A 24,376-nucleotide genomic window follows, 5' to 3' on the forward strand; every position below is an offset into this window, starting at 1 on the left:
CAAAGGAGGGATACCTCTTGACAGTAGAAGAAAAAATCGCCCACATACAGGCAGTCTCCATGGAGGAGGCCCGGGCGGAGGGAAATGAGATCATCAGCGCCTATAAGGCGGCCCTTGAAAAGGTGTTTGAGGATCACAAAAGAGAGGCTGTCCGCCAGTCTCAGACGCGGGTGCGGGCGGAGAGCACCAATGCCAGGCAGCAGAAGAACCAGGCCATGGCAAAGGCCCAGCTGGATCTGAAGCGGGAGCAGGGCAAGGTTCAGCAGGAGCTGAAGGACAAACTCTTTGCAGAGGCAGAGGAGCTTGTCCGGGAGTTTATGAAGACAGCGGACTATGACGGCTTCCTTGTAAAGTGCATACGAAGCGCTCTGGATTTCGCGGCCGGCGAGGAGATGACGCTCTACATCAATCCCTCCGACGCGGACAAGAAAGAGAGGCTGGAGCGCGAGACAGGGACGGCCCTGACAGTCAGCGCCGAGGATTTCACAGGAGGCATGCGGGCTGTGCTCAGGGGAAGAAATATCCTCATCGACCACTCCTTCAAGACCGCCCTTGCCAACGAGTATGACAAATTTGTGTTCTCAGGAGGTGATGACATTGGTTAAGACGGGAAAAATCTACGGCATCAACGGACCGGTCATTTATCTGAAGGGAAACACAGGCTTCTCCATGTCAGAGATGGTCTATGTGGGAGAAGAGAGACTGGTGGGAGAGGTCATCGCCCTTGACAAGGACCGGACCACCATCCAGGTGTACGAGGAGACCAGCGGACTGCGCCCCGGCGAGACCGTGGAGGCCTCGGGGGGACCGGTGTCCGTGACCCTGGCCCCCGGCATCCTGAACAATATATTTGACGGCATCGAGCGCCCCCTGGAGAGGATCGCGGATATCGGCGGCGCCTTCATCACAAGGGGAGCGGCCGTGGACTTCCTGGACAGGGAGAAAAAGTGGGAGACCCACATTACGGTGAAGGAGGGGGATTACCTTCACGGCGGGGACATCTTCGCGGAGGTGCCTGAGACAAGGGCCATTGTCCACAAGTGCATGGTGCCCCCGGATCTGGAGGGGACGGTTGTCTCGGTGGTCAGCGATGGCAGCTACACTATCGAGGAGCCCCTTCTCACACTGCAGGCCGGAAACGGGACCCAAAGCCAGATCCCCATGGCCCAGAAGTGGCCCATCCGCAAGGCCCGCCCCGTGAGCCAGCGGTGCGGCGCCTCTGTCCCCCTTGTCACGGGGCAGAGGATCATAGACACTATGTTCCCTATCGCCAAGGGAGGCACCGCGGCCATCCCGGGAGGATTTGGAACCGGAAAGACCATGACTCAGCACCAGATTGCCAAGTGGTCGGACGCGGATATCATCATCTACATCGGATGCGGTGAGCGTGGCAACGAGATGACCCAGGTGCTGGAGGAGTTCGGGGAGCTGACAGACCCAAGGACCGGCAACCCTCTGATGGACCGGACCACCCTCATCGCCAACACCTCTAACATGCCTGTGGCCGCCCGTGAGGCCAGCATTTACACAGGGCTCACCCTGGCGGAGTACTACAGGGATATGGGCTACGATGTGGCCATCATGGCGGACTCCACCTCCCGGTGGGCGGAGGCCTTAAGAGAGCTCTCCGGACGTCTGGAGGAGATGCCGGCCGAGGAGGGCTTCCCGGCCTACCTGGCATCCCGCCTCTCCGCCTTCTACGAGAGGGCGGGCATGATGCACAACTTAAACGGCACAGACGGTTCCGTCAGCATTATCGGCGCCGTGTCCCCCCAGGGAGGAGATTTCTCTGAGCCTGTGACCCAGAACACAAAGCGTTTTGTGCGCTGCTTCTGGGGGCTGGACAAGAGCCTTGCCTACGCCAGGCATTTTCCGGCCATCCACTGGCTCTCCAGCTACAGCGAGTATCTGACGGATCTGGCGCCCTGGTACCAGGACAATGTGTCACCCAAGTTCATCGACTACCGGAACCGGCTCATGGCTATCCTCAACCAGGAGAGCAGTCTGCTGGAGATCGTGAAGCTGATCGGAAGTGACGTGCTGCCCGACGACCAGAAGCTGATCCTGGAGATCGCCAGAGTGATCCGGCTGGGCTTCCTGCAGCAGAACGCCTTTCACAAGGATGACACCTGTGTGTCCATGGAAAAGCAGTTCCTTATGATGGACACCATCCTGTATCTCTATAAGCAGGCCAGAGCCCTTGTGACCATGGGCCATCCCATGTCTGTGCTGAAATCAGAAAATATCTTTGAGCGGGTCATTGCCATCAAGTACGATGTGCCCAACGACCGCCTGGAGATGTTTGCCCAGTATAAGCGGGACATCGACAGCTTCTACCAGCGCGTGCTGGAGAAAAACGCATAAAGGGGGAAGAAAGAATTATGCCAATAGAATATCTGGGACTTAGCAGTATCAACGGCCCCCTGATCGCGCTGGAGGGTGTCCAGGACGCCTTCTACGACGAGATCGTGGAGTTTATCATTAACGGCAGTGAGCGGCGGATCGGCCGCATCATAGAGCTGTACGAGGACAAGGCTGTGATCCAGGTGTTTGAGGGCTCGGAGAACATGTCCCTCAAGAACACCCACACCCGCCTTACAGGCCGTCCCATGGAGATCACCCTCTCCAAAGATATGCTGGGGCGGACCTTCAACGGCATCGGCCAGCCCATTGATGACCTGGGCCCCATTGTCTCAAAGCTGAAACGGGATGTAAACGGACTGCCCCTCAACCCGGTAAAAAGGGAATATCCAAGGAACTATATCCGCACCGGCATCTCAGCCATCGACGGGCTGACCACGCTGATCCGGGGACAGAAGCTGCCCATCTTTTCCGGCAACGGGCTTCCCCACGACCAGCTTGCCGCCCAGATCGTGAAGCAGGCCTCCCTGGGGGAGGACTCGGACGAGGAGTTTGCCATCGTGTTTGCGGCCATGGGCGTCAAGCACGACGTGGCGGATTTCTTCCGCAGGACCTTTGAGGAGAGCGGAGTGGCGGACCATGTGGCCATGTTCCTGAACCTTGCCAACGACCCGGTGGTGGAGCGTCTTATCACCCCAAAGGTGGCGCTCACCGTGGCTGAGTATCTGGCCTTTGAACAGAATATGCACATCCTTGTTATCCTGACGGATATGACCTCCTTTGCGGAGGCCATGCGAGAGGTCTCCTCCTCCAAGGGAGAGATCCCCAGCAGGAAGGGTTATCCCGGCTATCTGTACAGTGAGCTGGCCGCCATCTACGAGAGGGCGGGCATTGTCCAGGGAGTGAACGGGTCTGTGACCCAGATTCCCATCCTGACTATGCCAAACGACGACATCACCCACCCCATTCCGGACCTGACAGGCTACATTACAGAGGGGCAGATCGTGCTGGACCGGAGCCTCAATGGCCAGTCCATTTACCCACCCATCAGCGTCCTTCCATCCCTGTCCCGTCTCATGAAGGATGGCATCGGGGAGGGCTACACCCGGGAGGATCACCAGGATCTGGCAAACCAGCTCTTTTCCGCCTACGCCAAGGTAGGAGACGCACGGAACCTGGCCTCTGTCATCGGCGAGGATGAGCTGTCTCCCATAGACAAGGAGTATCTGGCCTTTGGAAAAGAGTTTGAAGAGAAATACATCGGACAGGGCCCCGACGAGAACCGGACCATTGAGGAGACCCTGAACCTTGGCTGGGAGCTCTTGGGGCGTCTCCCCAAGGAGGAGCTGGACCGTGTGGACACGAAGATACTGGACAAATACTATCATCCCACCAAGCGGGACGAGGGCGTCACCACAAGTGCCAGCCTTGGATCCATCGCAAATATGTGACAACGGATAAGCAATGCGCAAGGTGCGGGAAAAGGGAAGGACAAATTTATTTGTCCATACGTTTTCCTGTACCTTGCATATGGCGCTCCGCCATCATCCGCGGGAACGGCTGGAGGACGTTCCCGCGGATGGCATTGCTGTTTTATGAATAACATCGGATATACCAGGAAGGGAGGAGTTTCATGGATCCGCGCACATTTCCCACAAAGGGCAACCTGATGCTGGCCAAGAATTCGCTGGCTCTGGCCCAGCAGGGCTATGAGCTGATGGATAAGAAGAGGAACATCCTGATCCGGGAGCTGATGGAGCTCATCGACCAGGCCCGCAGCATCCAGGAGGAGATTGACAGCACCTTCACTTACGCCTACCAGTGCCTGCAGAAGGCCAACATCGAGAACGGGATCAGCATGGTCTCCCAGATTGCCTACACGGTGCCCATCGAGGACTCCATTGTGATCCAGACGAGGAGCATTATGGGGACGGAGATACCCCATGTGAAATACACGCCGCAGACGCCGGTGCCCACCTACGCCTTCAGCACCACAAGAGAGTCAGTGGACCGGGCAGTGGACGCCTTCCGCAAGGTGAAGGATCTGACGGTGAAGCTCTCCATGGTGGAGAACGCGGCCTACCGTCTTGCCACCAACATCAAGAAGACCCAGAAGAGGGCCAACGCCCTCCAGAATATCACGATCCCCATGTACACCACTCTCGTCCATGACATCAACAACGCCCTGGAGGAGAAGGACCGGGAGGAATTCACCAGGCTGAAGGTGATCAAGAGCCGGAAGCAGAAGGCGGAATAGGAATCCATGCCCCGGCAGAATAAGCGGAATATATCAGGAAGATGGCAGAGTTTTTCAGCGGAAATCTCTTGCTGTCTTCCTCTTTTTATGTTATCTTATATAGTATACTCATATTGTGTCGGCAGAGCTCTTCTGCCGGAAATATCTCTCAACGTGAGAGAACATCTATAAGCCTCAGGGCTTTCTCATTTTCGGAGCTTCCGTATCGGAGATCATACCCGTAAATGAATGGAACCAAAAGAGAAACGGTGTCTTTGATGACATTGACAACCCCTATTTAATAGGGTATATTGTAAGGAGAAATCTGGATGACGAGAACCTTTATACAGACGACAGAATTTTCAAAATGTCGGGATAGTTTTGGATTAGATGACGATGATCTGCGCAGACTGGAGTATGAGATATTGACCAATCCGAAAGCCGGTCCGGTCATCCGCGGGACAGGGAAGCTGAGAAAAATGCGTTTTTCCTTTGAGGGCAGGGGGAAAAGCAGGAGTACCAGAGTCTGCTACGTTGACTTCCCCGGTGCCGGCATAATTTATCTTATCACGATATACGAAAAGAAAGGGAAAGACAATCTTACGGCAGCTGAACGCAGCAGCATTAGAAAAATGATACAAATTCTTGAACGGTCGTTTACCGGCCAATGAAAGGAGCGTAAAGTATGAGTGAAGTGTATAGCAGCATTATGGCTGGATTGTCCGAGGCAGTGGACGACACCAGGCAAAAAAATTTGCGGAGACGTGTTGTGACGATTACTCCCGTAAAAATATACTCTTCTTCTGAGATCAAAAGGATACGTCAGAAAACCGGGATGTCGCAAAAGCTGTTTGCAGGGTATATGGGAGTCTCGGTCAAGGCTGTGGAAGCGTGGGAGAGGGGCAGAAATCATCCATCTGGTCCGGCCAGCAGACTTCTCTCCATGCTGGAGAAGGACCCGGAGTTGACCAGGGAATTTCCATTTGTCCAGTGAGTAATCATACTGCTTTATCGCACTTGACATATTTACCGGAATTGTGCAGAATAAAGGTATCAGAAACAAGCTGGAAGCATGGCTTTTGTTCTTCAGTACAGACGACCCGACTAAGATAGAGACCCTCCTGGAGTCCTACCCGGAATTTAAGGAGCTATACGAGGAGATCTATGAGCTGTGCCGCAATGTGGAGAAGGTGATGGAGATGTTCTCAAAGGAACTGAAGGAGCTGGACAGGAATACAGTCCAGTATATGATCGATGAGATGCAGGAAGAGATTGACGGGATGAGGCGGGAGCTTTCGGATAAAGATATTGTACTTAAGGAAAAGAACCATGAGCTGGACAAGCGGGATGAGGAGATCGCCCGGCTGAAGCAGCAGCTTGAGGAACTGCAGAACACATCCCAGGAGTGAGAAGTTAAAATGCCCTGCGCAGAGAAAGCAGACCAGAGAAAGCGGATAAAAATATCAGCACCTGGAACGGAAAGAGGAGTTTCACAAAAGAAATTCCTCTTTTTTTGTGGGATTTTAATCCTTTTATTGTCTGCAAAACGTTATAAACTATAGGTACGGAAAACAGGAGGGTTTCATACTTGACGCGGGAAGATGAAATTTTTGAAAAACTGAAAAAAGGCGATCCGGACGCTGCGGGAGAGCTGGCCAGGCTCTACTACGATGACATACTCAGATACTGCCTGTTCCACGTGCCGGACCGGTCCCTGGCCCAGGACGCTGTCCAGGAGACCTTTCTCAAGGTGTTCCGCCATTTCGGCAGCTACAGACACAGAGGACATTTCCGGGCCTTTCTCTACCGGGTGGCCGCCAATGTGTGTGTGGATATTTGCAGAAGGAGGCCCTGGGAGCCCGTGACTGAGCAGGTACCCTTTGAGGAAAAGGGGCTGCGTGAGGGGGAGGACCGGGAGGATTTCAGGAGACTTGTGGAGCTGGTCCCCGAAGAGCTGCGGGAGATCATCATCCTGCGCTTTTCACAGGAGCTGAAGCTCGGGGAGATTGCAAAGGTGACGGGACTTCCGATGCGGACAGTGCAGTCCAGGCTGAGGAAGGCACTGCGGATATTGAAAACAGAACTGGAAGGGAGAGAGACGTAAATGAAGACAGGCCAGGTAAAAAGAGAGCTGGGCAGGCTGGCTGCCCGGGAGAAGCTAAGGGAGAGGACTCTGACGGATGAGAGCCATGTGGACCGGACAGCGGCCCTGGCCGCAGACGCCTGCCGGATGGCCATGGAAAGAAGAGACCTGGGCTTCCCTGCCTTTGTGGCGCGGCAGATCCGGTACACGGGCAGGTACGTCTGGGTCTGGCAGGGGATTTTGCTCCTTATGATCGTCTGCGGCTTTGACCTGACAGCCGGGATACAGAGCCTGGAGGATCCGGAATTTACCATGTTCCTTTACAGGCGGGTGCCCCTGTTTTTGTGCGGCGCCGGCATCCTGTCGGCCTGGAGCTGCGTGCCCTTCTTTGCCAGATCCGGCATATGGAGGATGACAGAGGTGGAGGCGGCGGCCGCGTCCTGGCCCCGGCTGCGGATGGCGCAGCTTCTCATCACGGGAGTGAGCGCTGTTTTGATGGAGCTGGGAGTTGCCGCGGCGGCGGGCATATACTGGACTATGGGTCTTGGGAGCCTGGCGGCCTGGCTTTTCCTCCCCTTCCTGCTGGCCTGGAATTTAATCCTGTTCCTTCTCGACAGGGGGAGGGAGAGATATTTTGCAGTCAGCAGCAGTGCTGTGATGGGGGCGGGATTTCTCCTCTTTGCCCTTGGGTGGAGATATGTGAGCCGGGGAGCGGCCGGGCCACAGGATTATATGGTAACCTCCGGGTATGTGTGGGTCCTCTGCGGGGCGGCGGCTCTTCTTTGGATTTTCCAGATACGGAGACTTGGAAGAAAGGAGACTGACAAATGGAGTTATGCATAAATGACCTGACAAAGCGATTTAAAGACAAGCTGGCGGTGGACCATGCCAGCCTGACCATCTCACCCGGCGTGTGGGGGCTTCTTGGCGCCAACGGAGCCGGGAAGACCACCCTCATGCGGATGGCGGCGGGGCTCATACGCCCCACGGAGGGGGAAGTAAAGTATGATGGAGTGCCCATCCAGGTGCTGGGAAAGAGCTACCGGGATATTTTCGGCTATCTGCCCCAGGAGTTCGGGTTCTACCCGGAGTTCACGGTGTACGACTATCTGGACTATGTGGCTGCTCTGAAGGGCCTTACCAGGAAAAAGGCAAAGGAGAAGATCGACCGGCTTCTGGACACCTTTTCCCTGGCAGATGTGAGGAAAAAGAAGATCACAAAGCTCTCCGGCGGGATGAAGCGGCGGGTGGGCATTGCCCAGGCCCTCTTAAATGACCCGGAGGTGCTGATCCTGGATGAGCCCACCAGCGGGCTGGACCCGGGGGAGAGGGTGCGCTTCCGCAACCTTCTGTCCGAGTTCGCCTCGGACCGGATCGTGCTCATCTCCACCCACATCGTGTCCGATGTGGAGTACATTGCCTCCAGGAATGCGATTATGAAGGAGGGACGGATCATCGCCCAGGGAACCACAGACGAGCTTATCTGGGAGATGGAGGGCAAGGTGTGGTCCGCCCTGATCCAGGAGCAGGATCTCCACAGATACGAGCAGAAGGTCCGGGTGGTGAGCATCCGGAACGAGGAGAGGGGAGCCGTGTCCATCCGGTATCTGGCGGACGCGCCCGCGGTGCCGGACTCCCGGCCTAAGGAGCCCCGGCTGGAGGACCTGTATCTCTGGCTCTTTCCCCAGGAGCATACAGACGGAAAGGAGAGTGCGTGATATGAGAATATTTACAGCGGAGATCAAAAGGCTTCTGAAGACCAGGTCGGTCCTTATCCTGATACTGGCGGCCCTTCTGCTGGCGCCAGTCCTGGCCTATTTTCCGGCCTCCTTTGAGACCTGGACCTACAGGGACGACAGCGGGCAGGAGGTGACTGTGAAGGGCCGGGATGCCCTTCTTAAAGAGGCGGAGAACCAGGGACAGTTCCAGGGGGAAATTACCGAGGAGAAGCTGCTGGCGGCCCTCCAGAGATGGAAGGATTTCGCCGCGGGCTACGAGGGGGGACTGCCCGATGGCATCTACGATGAGCGGGTGACAGCCAGTGATTACTGTGAGAAGGTATCCAATGTAGATGGCATCCTGAACCGGATGTGCGAGGCCTGGGCGGAACCGAAGACAGGCATGGCCCCCGGGAGGGATGACCTGACCGAGGAGCAGGCGACAGGCTTTTACAGCCAGTGCAGACAGCATATTAAGGATCTTATCTATCTGGAAGGCGGAGGGGAGAGCGCCCGCACGGACAGCGCTGTGGGGCAGGCGCTGGCTCTCTACGACCGGGTGGAGATGCCCTTTACCTACGAGCCTGGCCTGACGGCAAATGCCATAGAGTACGTGGGGATTTATGTATTTCTGCTGGTGCTGATCTGTACCTTTATCCTGGTGCCGGTCTTTGCCAGCGACTGCCAGACCCAGGCGGACCAGATCCTGAAGTGCGCTAGGGACGGGAGGAGGCGCCTGGCCGTGAGCAGGATTTTGGCGGGACTTCTCCTTGTGAGCGCTCTGTATCTTATCTGCATGGCCCTGTTCCTTCTGCTCCTCAATGCCTCCTTTGACTTCAAAGGGCTGAACACCTCCCTGCAGCTGCTGGTGTCGGTGTCTGTGTTCCTGCCCCTGACAGTGGGACAGCTGGAGCTGCTTATCGGGGCGGCTGGCTTTGTCACCCTGCTGGCCACGGCCGCCTTCACCCTCTTCCTGTCCGGAAGGATGAAGACAGTGGCCTCCGCCAGCATAGCAGCCTTCGCCTTTCTTATCCTGCCTATGGTAGTGTACATGATCCTGAGCGGGAATATAGGAAAGTGGCTCCGGTGTCTGCTTCCCGCCGGCGGCGTGGGATTGATAAACAGCTTTACCTACGCGGCCATGGACACGGGCTTTGCCTACCTGGGAAATACAGCCATCTGGCTCCCGTACCTGATGATGGGAGCGGCGGCAGTGGAGTGTATCCTCTTTGCAGTGCTGGCGGGAGTGAGCTGGTGCAGGCGGGGGAGATGAGAACAAAGCCTGCGCTGCTGATCGTCAGGGGGATTTACCGATTTCCTGTCGGAAGCGTGCGGATCTGGCCTGGCAGATACTTCTCCAGCGTCACCCGGCTGGCCGCCGGCGACAGGAATTCCTGGGTGGAGAGCATGGATTTCTGCTGCTGGGACAGCTCCTCGTGTTCAAAATGCTGCCTGTACTGCCGGGGAGAGCAGCCGAACTGCCGCCGGAACCCCTGGTTAAAATATTTGATGTCAGAGAAGCCGCAGGCAATGCTGATGTCCAGGAGAGAAAAGTCCGTCAGAAGGAGAAGCTGGCGGGCTTTTTCGCATCTCATTTTCATCACATAGGACTGAAAGGACATACCGAAGACAGACTTGAAAAAGTGGGACAGGTAGCTCATGGACAGTCCCAGCTCCTGCGCCAGGTCCGTGAGGAGCAGCTTCTCGGAGTAGTGGCTGTCTATGTAGCTGCTGATCTTCCTGACCCGCCGGGCTCTGGTGGCGGAGAGCTGCCGCTCCTTTTCCGAGATGCGGACGCAGGGAAGATACCGGGGCAGTCTCTCGAAAAAGAGACAGATCAGTCCCGCGCAGCGGAGGGCGGAATAGTCCCCGGGATGGAAGTAGGCGCTGGCAATGTTAAGGAGCATCCCTGCCAGAGAAGCCCGTATATCCGAAGCCCATGTATCCGGAACCAGCACGTCCGTATCCTGCGCATCCCGGGAGTGAGGCTCCAGGGAGAACTCCATATTTTCTATCTGGGGAAAGATCGGCCCGAAAAAGGAGGGGGAGATCTGCAGGGACAGGATCAGGGCGGGCTGCTTTGCGATCAGCTCGTGGCTGGTAAAGGGGTTAATGACCCAGAGGCTGCCCTTCTCATAGGTGTGCTCCCTCCCCCTGGACAGCAGGCACACCGTCCCCTCCAGGAGCAGACAGATCTCAAAATCCTTATGTATATGGGGCGTCCGGTAGAGGAGATTGACCATGAAAACCTTGTACTGGCCGGCCCCGTGGGAAATCACTTCAAATTCATCTTTCATCTGTTATCCACCTCCCTTCCAGTATACAGAAATCACAGAAGACGTGCAAATAAAAAAGCTAATTTGTCATAGTCCGAACATGAATTAATCCATGCAGGATCTCTCCCTCTGTCCTATAGTAGAGCTATAGAAATTCTCACGGAAGAGACCGCCAGGAGGCTGGCGGGAGACAGGAGAAATGAAAAAAGGAGGTTTGACAGTATGAGCAGAAGATTAACCTACGGAATGGTGGGCGGAGGCCCGGGATCCTTTATCGGGGACGCCCACAGGAGAGCCATCAGCCTGGACAGCTCTGCCAGGCTGGCGGCGGGCTGCTTCTCCAGGACACCGGAGAAGTCAAAGAGCCAGGGAGAGGCACTTGGACTTGAGCCGGAAAGATGCTACACGAACTACAGGGAGATGGCCCAGGCAGAGGGAAAGAGAGAGGACGGCATTGACTTTGTCGTTGTGGTGACACCGAACGCCACCCACTATGAGATCTGCAAGGCGTTTCTGGAGGCGGGCATCCATGTGGCCTGCGACAAGCCTCTGGCCACAGACAGCGCCCAGGCGGAGGAGCTTCAGAAGCTGGCCCAGGAGAAAGGGCTTCTTTTCATGGTCACCTACACCTACATGGGACATGTGACGGCCAAGTACATCCGGGATCTCATCAAAGCCGGAGAAATCGGACAGATCCGAACCGTCATGGCAGAGTACCCCCAGGGATGGCTCTACAATGAGAACGACTGGGGGGGCAAGCAGGGCGAGTGGAGATGCGATCCGGCCCAGTCCGGAAGGGTCAACTGTCTGGGAGATCTGGGCACCCATGTGGAAAACGCGGTGGCTACCATGACAGGGCTGAAGGTAAAGAGAGTCCTGGCAAAAATGGATGTGGTAGTGCCGGGCAGGAAGCTGGACGACAATGACCAGATCCTGGTGGAGTACGAAGGCGGCGCCACGGGCGTCAACTGGTCCTCCCAGTTTGCCATCGGCTGTGACAACAGCCTGCGGGTGCGCATTTACGGGTCAAAGGGAACCATCCTCTGGTTCCAGGAGAACCCGGAGGAGATAACCCTCATCAGGGAGGACGGCATTGCCCGCACCATCAAGAGAGGCTACGGAGCGGTCACGCCGGACGCGGCAAAGTACGGCAGGCTTCCGGCAGGACACACGGAGGGCTGGCTGGAGGCAATGGGAAACCTGTACGACAGCTTTACCCAGTGCGTGGAGGCCAAAGAGGACGGAACATTTACAGAGGACATGATCGATTACCCCACTGTGGCAGCAGGCGTGCAGGGCATCAGATATGTAGAGGCCTGCCTGGAGAGCAATGAGAAGGGAAACGTGTGGGTAGAGGTTTAGAAGCTGTGAATTGATCAAACAGGAAATGTCAGAAAGGAGAGACAAAGAAATGGCAAGACCGGTAACAATTTTTACAGGACAGTGGGCAGACCTGCCCATGGAGGAGATGTGCCAGACTGCGCAGAAGATGGGATACGAGGGACTGGAGATCGCCTCCTGGGGACAGATCGACGTGGAGAAGGCAGCAAAGGATGAAAATTATGTGAAAGAGCTGAAGGACACGCTGGCTAAGTATGGCCTGGGATGCTGGGCCATCGGCATGCATCTGCCGGGACAGTGCGTGGGCGATGCGGAGCAGTGGGCCTATGATCCCCGGCTGGACAACTTCGCCCCCTCGGGGCTGGCGGGCAAGCCGGAGGAAATCCGTGCCTGGGGGACTCAGCAGATGAAGTACGCGGCCCAGGCGGCAAAAAATATGGGAGTGGATACAGTCACCTTCTTTATGGGCTCTCCCATCTGGAAGATGTGGTACTCCTTCCCACAGACAAGCGAGGAGCAGGTGGAGACCGGCTATCAGAGGATCAAGGAGCTCTGGTCTCCCATCATGGATGTGTACGATGAGTGCGGCGTAAAGCTGGCTCTGGAGGTACATCCCACAGAGATCGCCTACGACTACTGGAGCACAAAAAAGCTGCTGGAGACCTTTGACTACAGACCTACCCTGGGCATCAACTTTGACCCCAGCCACCTGATCTGGCAGGGACTGGATCCGGCTATGTTCCTCTACGACTTTGCGGACCGGATCTATCACGTACATATCAAGGACGCCAAGCTGAACCTGAACGGCCGCAACGGCATCCTGGGGTCACACATCACCTTCGGCGACCAGCGGAGAGGCTGGAACTTTGTGTCTCCGGGACACGGGGATGTAGACTTTGACAACATCATCCGGGTGCTGAACCAGATCGGCTACGACGGCCCTCTTTCCATCGAGTGGGAGGACAGCGGCATGGAGAGGATATTCGGAGGGACAGAGGCCTGCGAGTTCACAAAGCAGATCAATTTCTCACCCTCAGACGTGGCCTTTGACGATGCCCTGAAGACAGACTAAATGAAAGGAAGAAAAGACAATGACAAAATTTAAATTTTCAGTAGGACCATGGAATGTACACGAGGGAGCGGACTCCTATGGACCGGCAACAAGAAAAACCATACCCATTGAGGAAAAATTTAAGAAATTCGCGGAGCTTGGCTTCTCCGCCGTGCAGTTCCACGACGACGACGCTGTGCCGAACATCAACGACTACACGGAGGAGGAGATCAAGGAGAAGGCAAGAGAGCTGAAGAAGACGCTGGATAAGTACGGACTGAAGGCAGAGTTTGTGGCTCCCCGTCTCTGGATGGATGAGCACACTATGGACGGCGGTTTCATGAGCACCTCCAAGGAGGACAGGGACTATGCCATGTGGAGAGCTTATCGCTCCATCGACATCGCCAACGAGCTGGGGACGGATATGGTGGTTCTCTGGCTGGCAAGAGAAGGCACGCTCTGCGCGGAGAGCAAATCCCCTGTGTGGGCCACGAAGATGCTCATCGAGGCCATCAACAAGATGCTGGAGTATGATCCCAAGATCCGGGTCTGCATTGAGCCAAAGCCAAACGAGCCCATCGACAGGAGCATCTGCGGCACCATGGGACATGTGATGGCCATCTCGGCCGCTACCATCGACCCCTCCAGAGTGGGAGGAAACCTGGAGAGCGCTCACGCCATCCTGGCAGGCCTTGACCCGGCCCACGAGATCGGATTTGCCATGGCTATGGGCAAGCTGATGACCGTGCATCTCAACGACCAGAACGGCATCCGCTACGACCAGGACAAGACCTTTGGCGTGGAGAACCTGCGCGCCGCCTTCAACCAGGTGAAGGTGCTGAAGGAGAACGGCTACGGAAGCCACGGCGAGTATGTTGGACTGGACGTAAAGGCTATGCGCACCACAAAGGATGAGGACAGCTACAAGCATCTGGAGAACAGTCTGAATATCTTCAAGGCACTGGAGGAGAAGGTGGAGAGATTTGATTATGACTTCCAGAAGAAATGCGTGGAGAACCGGGATTTTGAGGCCCTTGAGATGTATGTCATGAACCTGCTCATGGGCATCGACTAGACTGGAGGTAGAAGAGAAATGCTTGTTACACTGAGAGAAGTACTAAAGGACGCCCGGGAGAAAAAATACGGTGTGGGACTTTTTAACACCGTCAGCCTGGAGATGGCAAAGGGCGTCCTGGGGGCGGCGGAGGAGCTGAAAAGCCCGGTTATCATCGGCACGGCCGAGGTGCTCCTTCCCTACGCCAGCCTGGAGGAGCTGGCCTATTTCCTTGTCCCCATGGCAAAGAAGGCGTCTGTTCCGGTGGTGCTCCACTTTGACCACGGGCTGACGGACACAAAGATCGTGGAGGCCCTGCGGCTGGGCTTTTCCTCCATCATGTACGACTGCTCCACGGACACCTATGAGAACAACATCGCCCGGGTGGCCCAGATGGTGAAAATTGCAGGCATGTTCGGCGCCTCCGTGGAGGGAGAGCTGGGACATGTGGGCGCCAACGACGAGAGCGCCGGGGATGACAGCATCTACACAGAGCCGGACCAGGCCAGGGATTTTGCCCTGCGCACCGGGGTGGACGCCCTGGCGGTGGCCATCGGCACGGCCCACGGCACCTATAAGGAGAAGCCGAAGCTGGATATCGGGCGTCTGGCCCAGATTGCCGAAACCGTCCCTGCCCCGCTGGTCCTTCACGGCGGCAGCGGGCTCTCTGACGAGGATTTTAAAAACTGTGTGGCAAACGGCATCAGCAAGATCAATATCTTTACAGACATCAACTGCGCGGCCGCAAAGGCAGCCCACGACAATTACAGCCAGGGCTGCGGCCTGACAGACATCCAGAATCAGATCACAGAGGCAGTGAAGCAGGAGACCATGAAGAAAATGCGTATCTTCGGAAGCGCAGGCAGAGGGTAGGTGAGTCTATGGCGGGAAAGATCATTGTAGCGGGGCACATCTGCCTGGACATCACCCCAGTCTTTGCCTCCGGGAAGACGCAGCCTCTCGCCAGCGTCCTGACACCCGGAAAGCTGGTTCAGATGAAGGACGTGAACATCAGCACCGGCGGCGCCGTGGCCAACACGGGGCTGGCGCTTAAGGTGCTGGGGGCGGACGCGGAGCTCATGGGAAAGGTGGGGGACGACGAGTTCGGACAGATCGTCCTGGACCGTCTGAGAAAATACGGAGCGGAGGGAGGCATGCTGGTGTCCGCGGACAGCAGCACCTCCTACTCCGTGGTCATCGCTCCCCCCGGGACGGACCGTATCTTCCTCCACAACCCGGGGGCCAACGACACCTTCCGGGCAAAGGACCTGGATTTTGAAAAAATTGCACAGGCCGATTTCTTCCACTTCGGCTATCCCCCCATCATGCGGCACATGTACGAGAACGAGGGGGAGGAGCTGGCGGGGATCTTCCGCCGGGTGAAGGAGGCAGGCCTTACCACCTCCCTTGACATGGCGGCTGTGGACCCTGACTCAGACGCAGGGAAGGCGGACTGGGGGAAAATCCTGGAAAAAGTGCTCCCCTATGTGGATTACTTTGTGCCCAGCGCGGAGGAGCTCTGCTTTATGGCGGACAGACCCCGCTATGAGGAATGGATGACCCGGGCAGCAGGCGGGGATGTGACCTCTGTCATCAGCGTGGAGGAGGACATCCGGCCGCTGGCAAAGAGAGTCCTTGACATGGGGGCTTCCTGCCTCCTGATCAAATGCGGCGCGCCGGGCATGTATTTTACAGACGGGAAAAAAGAGATATTTGAGAGAAGCTATAAACCGGAGAGAGTGCTCTCCGGGACGGGAGCCGGGGACACCAGCATCGCGGCGTTCCTGAAGGCCCGGATGGAGGGGCGCTCCATAGAAGAAAGCCTCCATCTGGCAGCGGCCACAGGGGCCAGCTGCGTGGAGGCCTACGACGCTCTTGGCGGTCTTCGCTCCTTTGAGGAGCTGGAGCGCAGGATAAATGAAGGATGGGAGAAGCTGTAGGGTGAAGGAAATGGTGCTGGTCACGCCATCACCCTTGTCTCCTCCACAACAGGAAAGGTGAGCTGTACCTTGAACTGGTCGCCGTCCACGGTGACCTGCAGCCCGCCTTTCATGTTTTTTACAAAGCTTTCCGCTATGGCGAGGCCCAGGCCGTGTCCCTCCGTGTTCCTGGATTTATCTCCCCTGGCGAACCGCTCCATGATCTCCTCCGAGGTAAAATCCATCTCGTAGGCGGCGGTGTTCTTGATGGTGACCTGGACCTGGGAGGCCCGCCGCTCGGCGATGATGTAGATGCGGGTTCCGGCAAGGGAGTATTTCAGGGCGTTTCCGATCAGGTTCTGGAGCACCCGGTACATCTTTTTGCCGTCCCCTGTGAACTTGAGGGGCATCTCCGGCAGAGCCTCCCGGATGACCAGGCCGCTGCTCTTTATGGCGTCCTCCATGTCCCCCAGCGTCTGCTCCAGCAGCTTTTTCATGTCCAGCGTCTCCAGGTGGAGCTCCGCGGTGCCGCTGGTGGATTTGGACAGGTCAAAGATGTCCTGGATCATGTCCTTTAAGCTCTCCATCCGGGAGGACAGCACCTCCACGTAGTCCTTTGCCGCGTCGCTTAGGGGCTCCTGCTTTAAGAGGTCCACATACCCGATCATGGAGGTCAGAGGAGTCTTCAGGTCGTGGGATACATTGGTGATAAGGTCGATCTTCATCCGCTCCGCCCGCATCTGCTTATCCAGGATGGTCTGCAGGCTTTCGCTGATCTCTTCCAGCTGGCAGGAGGCGGGATACAGGTCCGACCTGGCACCCAGGGAGGTGCGGACAGACAGGTTCCCGTCTGCCATGGCCCTTATCTGCCCGAGGAGCTGCCCAAGATCTGCGTAGAGCCGGTTGTTCTCAAAGGTTCGGGCGGCGGCCAGAAAGGCCAGAAGCCCGCCGGCGATGCCCAGGATGGTCAGCTCGTTTGCCCCGTACCAGGTGGAGAGCAGAAAGAAGCAGAAGATGCCAAGGAGGATGCCTCCTGCCACCAGGAAGAAGGACAGGAGATATTTTGTGCGCAGCTGCTTCTCAAAGGGAGTGGAGCTCTTCCACCTCCGGTACAGCCTGCATGTGAAGGAGGTGTCCCCCCAGATGCCAAGAAGACGGCGCCGGATCAGCAGGATGAGGCAGCTGAGAAAGAGAAGGGCCAGGGGAAAGAAGAGGAGCGCACAGCCAAGTGTCAGGCTCTCCAGACCGTAAAAGACGAAAAAGCCTGCCAGGGACTCGGACTGAAAGATCACAGACCTTAGCTCACCCACCCACAGAAATCCTGTGAGGACAGCTGCGGCCAGCAAAAGCTCAGCGCTGAGCTGGTCCAGAGCCCGCACCTTCAGCTTTTTCCAGCCGTCTGCCCTGGAGCGGAAAAAGTGCAGGTAGAGATAGGCGGCCAGCGCAGCCCCCGCCAGGAGTCCAAGGCCCAGGGCGTACGTCTCCCAGATGGGGGACGAGTAGGAGACGCTGTACCACCTGATGTAAAAATTGCGCTGGTAAATAAACCTGTACGCCGCAAATGCGGCCACAGCGCCGCCAAGCAGCCAGAGCCCGAAGGCGGCTTTCGCCCAGAGGGGTACAGATCTCAGTTTTTCTGCTGCGGATTTAATCATATTTTTCAATCTTGTAGCCAATTCCCCACACCACCTTTAAATATTTTGGATTTTTCGGAGTGATCTCGATCTTCTCCCGTATCCTGCGTATATGGACCATCACCGTCTTCTCACCGGCGTAGGCGTCCTCCTGCCACACCCGGCTGTAGATCTGCTCTGCCGAGAAGACGTAGCCAGGGTGCTCCATGAGAAGCTCCAGGATCTTGTACTCTGTGGCTGTCAGCCGGACCGGCTCCCCGTCCACGGTGAGCTGTTTTGTGTTCCGGTCCAGCAGGAGACCGCCGTTTTTCAGCACATTGCCGGAGCCGCTCCCCTCACCTGCCGGAGCCGCTCCCAGAGAAAAATATCTTCTCAGCTGGGACCGCACCCGGGCCATCAGCTCCGCCGTGTTGTAGGGCTTTGTCACATAGTCGTCAGCGCCCATGGTGAGGCCGGAGACCTTGTCGCTCTCCTCCGTCTTGGCGGACAGGATGATGACAGGGATGTTGTGCTTCTGGCGGATGCGCATGAGGGCGGAGAGCCCGTTAAGCTGCGGCATCATCACGTCCAGGAGGATCAGGTGGACCGTGTCAGTCTCCAGCCGGTCCAGAGCCTCCATGCCGTTAAAGGCCGTCAGCACCCGGTAGCCCTCCAGCTCCAGGAGCTTGCCCAGAGAGCGGACGATCTCCCGGTCATCGTCCACTACTAAAATACTGTATTGTTCCATCAAAATCCCCTCCGTTTTTGTTTTCAAATGCAGTATAGCAGATGGATATGAGTTTTTTTCTTCATAATTCTAACATTTTTTTTAAGAAATGAGAATGGATTGACCTGCTTGTATTATTGTGATAGTATAAAACAACAAAGACGATACAGAGGAGGAAATGAACATGGTATATGAGAGGCTGTCAAAAAATGCCCTGCGCTGCATGTACGCGGCGGGGGCGGTCACAGGCGTCATCCTGCTGGCAATCATAGGGGCCGTGGATTACTTCTGGGTGTTCCCAAAGGATATTGTCATCGGGAAATGGCTCTCTTTTGGGGCGGCCCTCCTGATCCTGTTCGATGTGTGTGTCAGCCCCTGGTTCCGCTTTTATCGTTACCGCTATGGCATCAATGAGGAGTGCATTGACATACAGGAGGGCTACCTCTTCGTGAAAAGGCATATCGTACCCATTGAGAGGCTTCACAAGCTGGAAATGCGGATCGGCCCCCTGGACCGGGCCTTCGGGGTGGCGAAGGTGATCGTCACCACAGCGGGAGGGGACGTGACCATCGCTTTCCTGGACACAGAACGGGCGGAGAGGATCGCGGAAGCTCTTAAGAAGCGGATCAATGAGATCGTGGCAGAGCAGAGAGAAGAGAGGCGGGAGATGGGCCATGGAAGAAAATAAAAAGTTCAGAAATCATGTGTCCGTGGTAGCGGAGCGAGTGGGGGCCGGAACCTACGCCCTTCTGGCAGTCCTGGCGGGCATCTTTATACAGAACGCGGACGAGCTGCTGGATGTGGGCGGCTCTCTTCTGGCGGACAGAAGGGCCCTTTTGTACCTTCTCATCTGTCTCGGCCTTCTGCTTGTCAGCATCGGAAAGACCTGGTGGACCTGGTCGAAAACATGGATCTCCATCCAGGATCAGGCCATTGTCATTGAGAAGCGCACGGTCAACGGCTCGGAACATGTCATCGGCATTAAAAATATCTCCAACATCAACCTGGAGCAGAACCTCTTTGAGATGCTCATGGGCACCTGCAAGGTCAAGATGGACACAGGGAGCCTCTCCACCGCCAACAGCACAGATGTGACCATTGTCCTGAAAAAGGCGAAGGCGGAGGCCTTTAAGGACAAAGTGGAGTCTCTCCTGAGAGGGGAGGATGCGGCAGCTGCGCCGCGGGAAGTCCAGGAGGAGACCTACGACTTCCGGGCCGGCTCCGGGGACATTATCCGCCACGGCGTCTGCTCCATGAGCGTACTGTCCATCGTAGTCGTGATCCTGGGCCTTGTGGGCGCTGTGGTTATGGCGGCGGAGGCGCTGGGGCAGGAGAACGCCCTGGACTCCCTCCTTCGGTCCGCGGTGAGCCTTCTGGCAGCCATCGCCATCATCCTGTCCGCCGTGTGGGACATTGTGAAGGACTTTGTGCGGTATCTGGATTTCCGCGTGAAGCGGCAGCGGGACCGGATCTGTATCCGATACGGCGTGCTGAAGAAGGTGGAGTACACCATTCCCGTGGATATGATACAGGCGCTGAAGCTCCGCCAGACGCTGATCGCCCGCCTTCTGGGGAAATATATGGTGGAGATCGTGAATGTGGGCATGGGGGACGACAAGGCGGAGAAAAACTCCTTTCTCATTCTCTACAGTTCGGAGAAGGAGGTATATGAGAGGCTGCGGGTCATTTTGCCGGAGTTTGCTGCTATCGCGGCCCGGCAGGTGCAAAGGCAGCCCCGTTCCGCCTGGGCTGCCTGGCTCTGTCCCCTCTTCCTGTATGAGGGATGTGTGGCAGCGGCAGGAGCGCTGGCTCTTCTGTGGATGCCGGACTATATTCCGGCGGCGTACATGCAGCTGTACCATGTGGCGGCGGCAGCAGGCCTTATCCTCCTCGCGGCGGCGGGTCCGGCTGTCCTGGCTCTGCGCTATCTCACATCCGGTCTTATCATGAGCGACGGATTTGTCAAGGCCGTCTCAGGTTGCTTTGGGCGCAGAGTGGTGGCGGTGCGGTATGCGAATGTGCAGTACGTGACCCTGGAGCAGAATTTCATCGCCCGGGCCTGCGGCATATGCAAGGGGACACTCCACCTTCTGGCGGGGGCAGAGAACATGGCCCACGGGCTCCCCTATTTTGATGTCCGGCGGGCGGATCAGATGAGGGAGAAGATGTGCGGAGGGACCGAAGATTAATAGATTTCATCTATAAGTGTATTTTCAAAATCAATTGGCAATTATGCTCCGAAATTACTATACTTAGAGATAGAAAAAACATTAGGAGGTAATGGAAATGTCAATTACAGCGGAAACCGCAAAACAGCATGAAAATGATCCAGCAGTGCTTTGCTGCAGGGCGGAGGCAGGGATCACCATTGAGGCCGCAAACCTTGAAGATCCTGCCATTTTTGATGAGCTGGTTGACTCCGGACTGCTGTCTCTGGACGGCTGCCTGAAGATCAAACAGGTACTTGGCGCAAAGCTGACCAAGACAAGCGACTCCTTATGTCCTCTTACACCTGACAATGTGGAAGGATACAAGGATGACAACGGCGAGGAAGAAACGCCGCAGGAGGAGACAGCTGAAGAGACGTCAGCAGCACCGGCAGTGGAGGCAGCTGCCAGCGTGCAGGGAGCAGTTACGACCATCAAGAGCGGTAAGGTTGTAATCTCTATCAAGGAAGGAAAGGATATCTATCTGGAGCTTCCTATCTAATCCAGCCAGAAAGCCGGCAGAGAAAAATGGGGTGAAATGATCTGCCGCAGGCCCGCATATCCGAATTGTTTTTTGTTGCTATGGAATGATAAATAAGGCATATAAAAAGGCGGCTCCCTTTCGGGAACCGCCCATTCCATTTCCGGGGAAATGATCCTCCGGAAAATTATCCTTCAATGGCAATGTAGTCATTTTTTTCAACAGCCTTTGCGTCCTTCTTCGGAACAGTCAGCTTCAGGATACCGTCCTCATATTTGGCTTTGATCTCATCCTGAGTTACGCCCTCGCCCACATAGAAGCTTCTGCTCATGGCACCTGCGTAACGCTCCTTGCGGATGTATTTGCCTTTCTTATCCTTCTCGTCCTTGTCAAGGCCCTTGGCAGCGGAGATGGTAAGGTATCCGTTCTCCAGCTTGGCATTGATCTCGTCCTTCTTAAATCCAGGCAGGTCAATGTCTACCTCATAGGTGTCATCGGTCTCCTTTACATCGGTCTTCATCATATTTTTAGCATGTTTTCCATATAACGGGTTCTTCTTTCCAAAGAAGTATTTGTCAAAATCATCGTCGAATGGGAAGTCCATCCAGTCATCAAATAAGTTTTCTCCAAAAATACTAGGCATCATCATAAGTCATATCTCCTTTCAAAAGATCATATGTTGTAAGTTGTTAGCACTGTCGGAGAAATCCGAGGTGTTGTGTTCCCTGAACATCGGAGACGTTCTGTTCTTCCGGAGCGCTGCTCCTTTTTGAACCCCTTTCCTTTGTTCTAGTTGTACTATAACACTTATTACTAGCACTGTCAATAGGTGAGTGCTAATTTTTTTAAAAAATTTTTGACCTTTTTTGCAAAGGTACATCTGTTTACACCTCCTGTGCCCATTTTACCCCTCATATGGCGCGGCAGGCAATCTACTGGCAGGAGAGTTGCGCCTTTTGCCTCAGTTTGCATCAAGCTGGTAGCCGCTCGGATCCATGGAGAACTCCGCGCTGGAGAGGAACTGCGCGTTCTGCTTCTCCACATCGGACAGGACAGACTCGCTGAAGTCCTCCGGGGAGACAGTCCCGCTGTACCAGCTCTGGCCGTTGAAATAATCCTGAAGCTCACGGGAATGGAACATCCGTCCGTGGCGCGCGTAAATCTCATTTTTGGCATAGTTGATCTCCTTCAGGGACAGGCCGCTTAAGTCCTTTTCCGTGAGAAGCCGGGTGCTGCTCTGTGGAAGAATGTAACCGCCGCTGGCAGAAATAGAAGAGGAGGCAGAGTCGTCTTCGGATCCCATCTGACTCTTCTCGTAAGCTGTGATCAGATCCTTCCCGTCCCCGTCGGAAATCTCATAGGGCATGATGTACAGCTCATTGCTGTCAATGTACATCTGTCCGTCAACCCGGATCTTCTGGTTGGAGCTGAGCTCATCCAGCATGCCCTCCGGGAGCAGGGAGTCATCGATGGAGGCCCTGTCTATATCCTCCAGAAGGATCTCCGTCCCATCCGAATTTCTCCCGTAAAAGGAAAGCCCGTCATCCCAGCGGAGGAGCTTCTGGTTCCCCGCTGCGCTCCTGACATACCCCTCCAGGCGGAGCTGGCCTCCGGTAGTCAGGTTGAAATCCGCGTCAGAGGGATCTGGCTTCTCCTCTGTCTCCGGGTCAGCCCCGTCCTCAGCTTCCGTGTCATTTTCCGCGGCATCCTCTGTCTTTGCAGTCTGGCCGCCTTTGGAGGAGCTGTCCCCGGGAGTGCGTGTGAAGAAAAATACCGCTCCGGCTATGGCGAGCACCAGCACCGCCGCGGCGGCCGCTATCAGCAGGGGCATTTTTTTCTTTCCCCGGGGTTTTTGTTCCTCCGGGTCCTCCGGAAAATCGAGGGAGGGATCCAGGGGCATGTCGTCCAGCCTTTCGCCGCACTCAGCGCAGAAGGTGGAGGCGTCGGGGGTCTCTTGACCGCAGTAAGGGCATTTCATGGCAGTGTCCGTCCTTTCATAGATTTTTCTTGATTTACAGTCTCCTGGTAAAGATACTTTGATTATACATTTTGCGCTAAGATCCGTCCATAAAAACCTTTACACAGCCTGCCCGTCCCCGTCCCGGTCAGTGCTTTACGCGCTCTGCTCATCCTCCAGCTTCCATCTGGCCAGCACCTTGCCGAACTGTCTGGCGATGAGCCCCACCATGACGGCCGCGGCCACGGTTCCCTCCCGGACGCCCTGAAGGCGGCCGGTAAAGCTGATGGATAAGATACAGGCAATGATGACGAGAATCACGTCAAAGCCCACCTTCATGTAGCCGAATTTGAGCGAGGGGATTGCCCTGCAGATGGCCAGCACCACCCCTTCTCCGGCCAGCACTACCACGCCGGCCTTCACCTCCAGGCTGACGCCGGCAGCCACCAGCAGGATACCGATGAGGCAGACGATCCACTGCTGCCAGTATGTATGGCAGGAGATGCCCTGCACGGCCCACACGCCGAAGTCCGTCAGATAGCCGAAGAAAAAGGCCACCGGGAGCTGCATGAGCTGGATGGGATGATAGTTCCTCCGCAGGATCAGGATCTGCAGGAGGATAAAGAAGCAGTGCATGACGATGGTGGCTGTCCCCACAGTTAGGGGAGAGAAAAGGCTGACCACATAGGGTACGCTTGATATGGGAGAAGTGCCAAGGCTCGCTTTGATGGAGAAGGCCACGCCGAAGGCCATGATGGCCAGGCCTGCAAGAAGGAGCAGATAGCGCTTCAGAATGTAGATAGTTAGTCTGTTCAATGTTGTCATTCCTTTCTGAAAATACAGCGCCGATGACGGGCGCCTGGATGTCTGTCAGCCAAAGCCGCACTTTTGCCGACGTCTCTATTATAACACTTTCAGACAAAACTGTATCCTGCAATATGCCGGTGCAAAATATGCCGGTGCGGATCAGTGTGGCGGAGGAAAGAGTGTAATAAACGAAAATAAAAACAACAATTATCAGATAAATAATTGACTAATACAGAAAAAGGAACTACAATTATAGCAAAGACAAGAAGGGAGGCGGAAGCTATGACGAGAGAAATTCTTTTGATCATTCTTTTTGCGGCAGCGCTGGTTGCGGTGTGCTGGATGCTCACAGAATACTGGCTTGGCACAAGAAGCCTTGGGATGAACGGAGAGATCGGAAGACTCCGTTTTGGAAGCCGGACAGCCTTTCTCCTCGCTCATTTCTGGAGGAGAGTGGACGAGGCAAAGGATATCCCCGATGAACCGCTGAAGCGGGAAATGGGACTGGCTGACAACGGTCTTCCGTCCCGGGAAAAACGATGAGC

The 24,376-nt window shown here is 55.9% G+C and carries 26 protein-coding genes; 20 read left to right on the forward strand and 6 right to left on the reverse strand.

Annotation, left to right across the window (positions count from 1 at the left end; translation table 11 throughout):
* Positions 1-17 precede the first annotated feature (17 nt).
* From NI21_RS0102830 to NI21_RS0102880, 11 genes are all read left to right on the forward strand, one after another.
* The gene (locus NI21_RS0102830) at positions 18-605 is read left to right on the forward strand and encodes a V-type ATP synthase subunit E (RefSeq protein ID WP_242842799.1); all 588 of its coding nucleotides are present in this window, start codon (positions 18-20) and stop codon (positions 603-605) included.
* Positions 592-2,364, forward strand: a complete 1,773-nt coding sequence (locus NI21_RS0102835) for a V-type ATP synthase subunit A (protein WP_369792759.1) — start codon at positions 592-594, stop codon at positions 2,362-2,364. The genes NI21_RS0102830 and NI21_RS0102835 overlap by 14 nt, the downstream gene beginning before the upstream one ends.
* Before the next feature lie 17 nt (positions 2,365-2,381).
* Positions 2,382-3,812, forward strand: a complete 1,431-nt coding sequence (locus NI21_RS0102840; RefSeq protein WP_033124728.1) for a V-type ATP synthase subunit B — start codon at positions 2,382-2,384, stop codon at positions 3,810-3,812.
* A gap of 182 nt (positions 3,813-3,994) precedes the next feature.
* The gene (locus tag NI21_RS0102845) at positions 3,995-4,618 is read left to right on the forward strand and encodes a V-type ATP synthase subunit D (protein WP_033124729.1); all 624 of its coding nucleotides are present in this window, start codon (positions 3,995-3,997) and stop codon (positions 4,616-4,618) included.
* Between the two features lie 308 nt (positions 4,619-4,926).
* Positions 4,927-5,268, forward strand: coding sequence for a hypothetical protein (locus tag NI21_RS0102850; protein ID WP_033124730.1), 342 nt, complete (start codon positions 4,927-4,929; stop codon positions 5,266-5,268).
* Positions 5,269-5,282: 14 nt separating this feature from the next.
* A complete protein-coding gene (locus NI21_RS0102855) occupies positions 5,283-5,591 on the forward strand; it encodes a DNA-binding transcriptional regulator (protein ID WP_033124731.1) in 309 nt (102 codons plus the stop codon).
* Between the two features lie 85 nt (positions 5,592-5,676).
* Entirely contained in the window at positions 5,677-6,006 is a 330-nt protein-coding gene (locus NI21_RS0102860) for a hypothetical protein (protein ID WP_052083830.1), read from the forward strand.
* 179 nt (positions 6,007-6,185) lie between these two features.
* Complete coding sequence (locus tag NI21_RS0102865) at positions 6,186-6,701, forward strand: RNA polymerase sigma factor (RefSeq protein ID WP_033124732.1); 516 nt, start codon at positions 6,186-6,188, stop codon at positions 6,699-6,701.
* Positions 6,702-7,523: a hypothetical protein gene (locus tag NI21_RS0102870; RefSeq protein ID WP_033124733.1), complete on the forward strand. Its 822-nt coding sequence runs from the start codon at positions 6,702-6,704 to the stop codon at positions 7,521-7,523.
* On the forward strand, positions 7,508-8,398 hold the full coding sequence (locus tag NI21_RS0102875) for an ABC transporter ATP-binding protein (RefSeq protein WP_033124734.1): 891 nt from the start codon (positions 7,508-7,510) through the stop codon (positions 8,396-8,398). The genes NI21_RS0102870 and NI21_RS0102875 overlap by 16 nt, the downstream gene beginning before the upstream one ends.
* Position 8,399: 1 nt before the next feature.
* Positions 8,400-9,671 (forward strand): hypothetical protein, encoded by a 1,272-nt coding sequence (locus tag NI21_RS0102880; protein WP_033124735.1) that lies wholly within the window; start codon positions 8,400-8,402, stop codon positions 9,669-9,671.
* A 34-nt stretch (positions 9,672-9,705) separates the two neighbouring features.
* On the opposite strand, the gene NI21_RS0102885 is transcribed toward NI21_RS0102880, so the two are convergent.
* Positions 9,706-10,695: an AraC family transcriptional regulator gene (locus NI21_RS0102885; RefSeq protein WP_033124736.1), complete on the reverse strand. Its 990-nt coding sequence runs from the start codon at positions 10,693-10,695 to the stop codon at positions 9,706-9,708.
* 201 nt (positions 10,696-10,896) lie between these two features.
* On the opposite strand from NI21_RS0102885, the gene NI21_RS0102890 reads away from it, so the two are divergent.
* From NI21_RS0102890 to NI21_RS0102910, 5 genes are read left to right on the forward strand one after another with little or no spacing between them, the layout of a single operon-like run.
* Positions 10,897-12,036 (forward strand): Gfo/Idh/MocA family protein, encoded by a 1,140-nt coding sequence (locus NI21_RS0102890; protein WP_033124737.1) that lies wholly within the window; start codon positions 10,897-10,899, stop codon positions 12,034-12,036.
* A 49-nt stretch (positions 12,037-12,085) separates the two neighbouring features.
* Positions 12,086-13,087 carry a sugar phosphate isomerase/epimerase gene (locus NI21_RS0102895; RefSeq protein WP_033124738.1) on the forward strand — a complete coding sequence of 334 codons (1,002 nt, stop codon included), beginning with the start codon at positions 12,086-12,088 and terminating at the stop codon, positions 13,085-13,087.
* 19 nt (positions 13,088-13,106) lie between these two features.
* Positions 13,107-14,141: a TIM barrel protein gene (locus NI21_RS0102900; RefSeq protein WP_033124739.1), complete on the forward strand. Its 1,035-nt coding sequence runs from the start codon at positions 13,107-13,109 to the stop codon at positions 14,139-14,141.
* Between the two features lie 18 nt (positions 14,142-14,159).
* The gene (locus NI21_RS0102905) at positions 14,160-14,993 is read left to right on the forward strand and encodes a class II fructose-bisphosphate aldolase (RefSeq protein ID WP_033124740.1); all 834 of its coding nucleotides are present in this window, start codon (positions 14,160-14,162) and stop codon (positions 14,991-14,993) included.
* 8 nt (positions 14,994-15,001) lie between these two features.
* Positions 15,002-16,060, forward strand: a complete 1,059-nt coding sequence (locus tag NI21_RS0102910) for a carbohydrate kinase family protein (protein WP_033124741.1) — start codon at positions 15,002-15,004, stop codon at positions 16,058-16,060.
* Between the two features lie 20 nt (positions 16,061-16,080).
* On the opposite strand, the gene NI21_RS15970 is transcribed toward NI21_RS0102910, so the two are convergent.
* Both NI21_RS15970 and NI21_RS0102920 read right to left on the reverse strand, forming a co-directional pair.
* Positions 16,081-17,715: a sensor histidine kinase KdpD gene (locus NI21_RS15970; RefSeq protein WP_147581157.1), complete on the reverse strand. Its 1,635-nt coding sequence runs from the start codon at positions 17,713-17,715 to the stop codon at positions 16,081-16,083.
* Positions 17,687-18,400, reverse strand: coding sequence for a response regulator transcription factor (locus tag NI21_RS0102920; protein ID WP_033124742.1), 714 nt, complete (start codon positions 18,398-18,400; stop codon positions 17,687-17,689). The genes NI21_RS15970 and NI21_RS0102920 overlap by 29 nt, the downstream gene beginning before the upstream one ends.
* A gap of 163 nt (positions 18,401-18,563) precedes the next feature.
* Between NI21_RS0102920 and NI21_RS0102925 the strand changes: the two genes are divergently transcribed.
* The 3 genes from NI21_RS0102925 to NI21_RS0102935 all read left to right on the forward strand — a co-directional run bounded on the left by NI21_RS0102925 (position 18,564) and on the right by NI21_RS0102935 (position 21,088).
* Positions 18,564-19,067, forward strand: a complete 504-nt coding sequence (locus tag NI21_RS0102925; protein WP_033124743.1) for a PH domain-containing protein — start codon at positions 18,564-18,566, stop codon at positions 19,065-19,067.
* A complete protein-coding gene (locus NI21_RS0102930) occupies positions 19,054-20,568 on the forward strand; it encodes a PH domain-containing protein (RefSeq protein ID WP_033124744.1) in 1,515 nt (504 codons plus the stop codon). The genes NI21_RS0102925 and NI21_RS0102930 overlap by 14 nt, the downstream gene beginning before the upstream one ends.
* Before the next feature lie 97 nt (positions 20,569-20,665).
* Positions 20,666-21,088: a sugar transporter gene (locus NI21_RS0102935; protein WP_033124745.1), complete on the forward strand. Its 423-nt coding sequence runs from the start codon at positions 20,666-20,668 to the stop codon at positions 21,086-21,088.
* 166 nt (positions 21,089-21,254) lie between these two features.
* Here NI21_RS0102935 and NI21_RS0102940 read toward each other — a convergent pair whose 3' ends face one another.
* From NI21_RS0102940 to NI21_RS0102955, 3 genes are all read right to left on the reverse strand, one after another.
* Positions 21,255-21,716 (reverse strand): Hsp20/alpha crystallin family protein, encoded by a 462-nt coding sequence (locus NI21_RS0102940; RefSeq protein WP_033124746.1) that lies wholly within the window; start codon positions 21,714-21,716, stop codon positions 21,255-21,257.
* 312 nt (positions 21,717-22,028) lie between these two features.
* On the reverse strand, positions 22,029-23,045 hold the full coding sequence (locus NI21_RS15975) for a YARHG domain-containing protein (protein WP_052083853.1): 1,017 nt from the start codon (positions 23,043-23,045) through the stop codon (positions 22,029-22,031).
* Between the two features lie 135 nt (positions 23,046-23,180).
* Positions 23,181-23,840 carry a DUF6198 family protein gene (locus NI21_RS0102955; protein WP_330635878.1) on the reverse strand — a complete coding sequence of 220 codons (660 nt, stop codon included), beginning with the start codon at positions 23,838-23,840 and terminating at the stop codon, positions 23,181-23,183.
* A 273-nt stretch (positions 23,841-24,113) separates the two neighbouring features.
* Between NI21_RS0102955 and NI21_RS0102960 the strand changes: the two genes are divergently transcribed.
* Complete coding sequence (locus tag NI21_RS0102960; protein WP_033124749.1) at positions 24,114-24,374, forward strand: hypothetical protein; 261 nt, start codon at positions 24,114-24,116, stop codon at positions 24,372-24,374.
* Positions 24,375-24,376 lie beyond the last annotated feature (2 nt).

Source organism: Eubacterium sp. ER2 (assembly GCF_000765215.1).
Lineage (GTDB): Bacteria > Bacillota > Clostridia > Lachnospirales > Lachnospiraceae > Claveliimonas > Claveliimonas intestinigallinarum.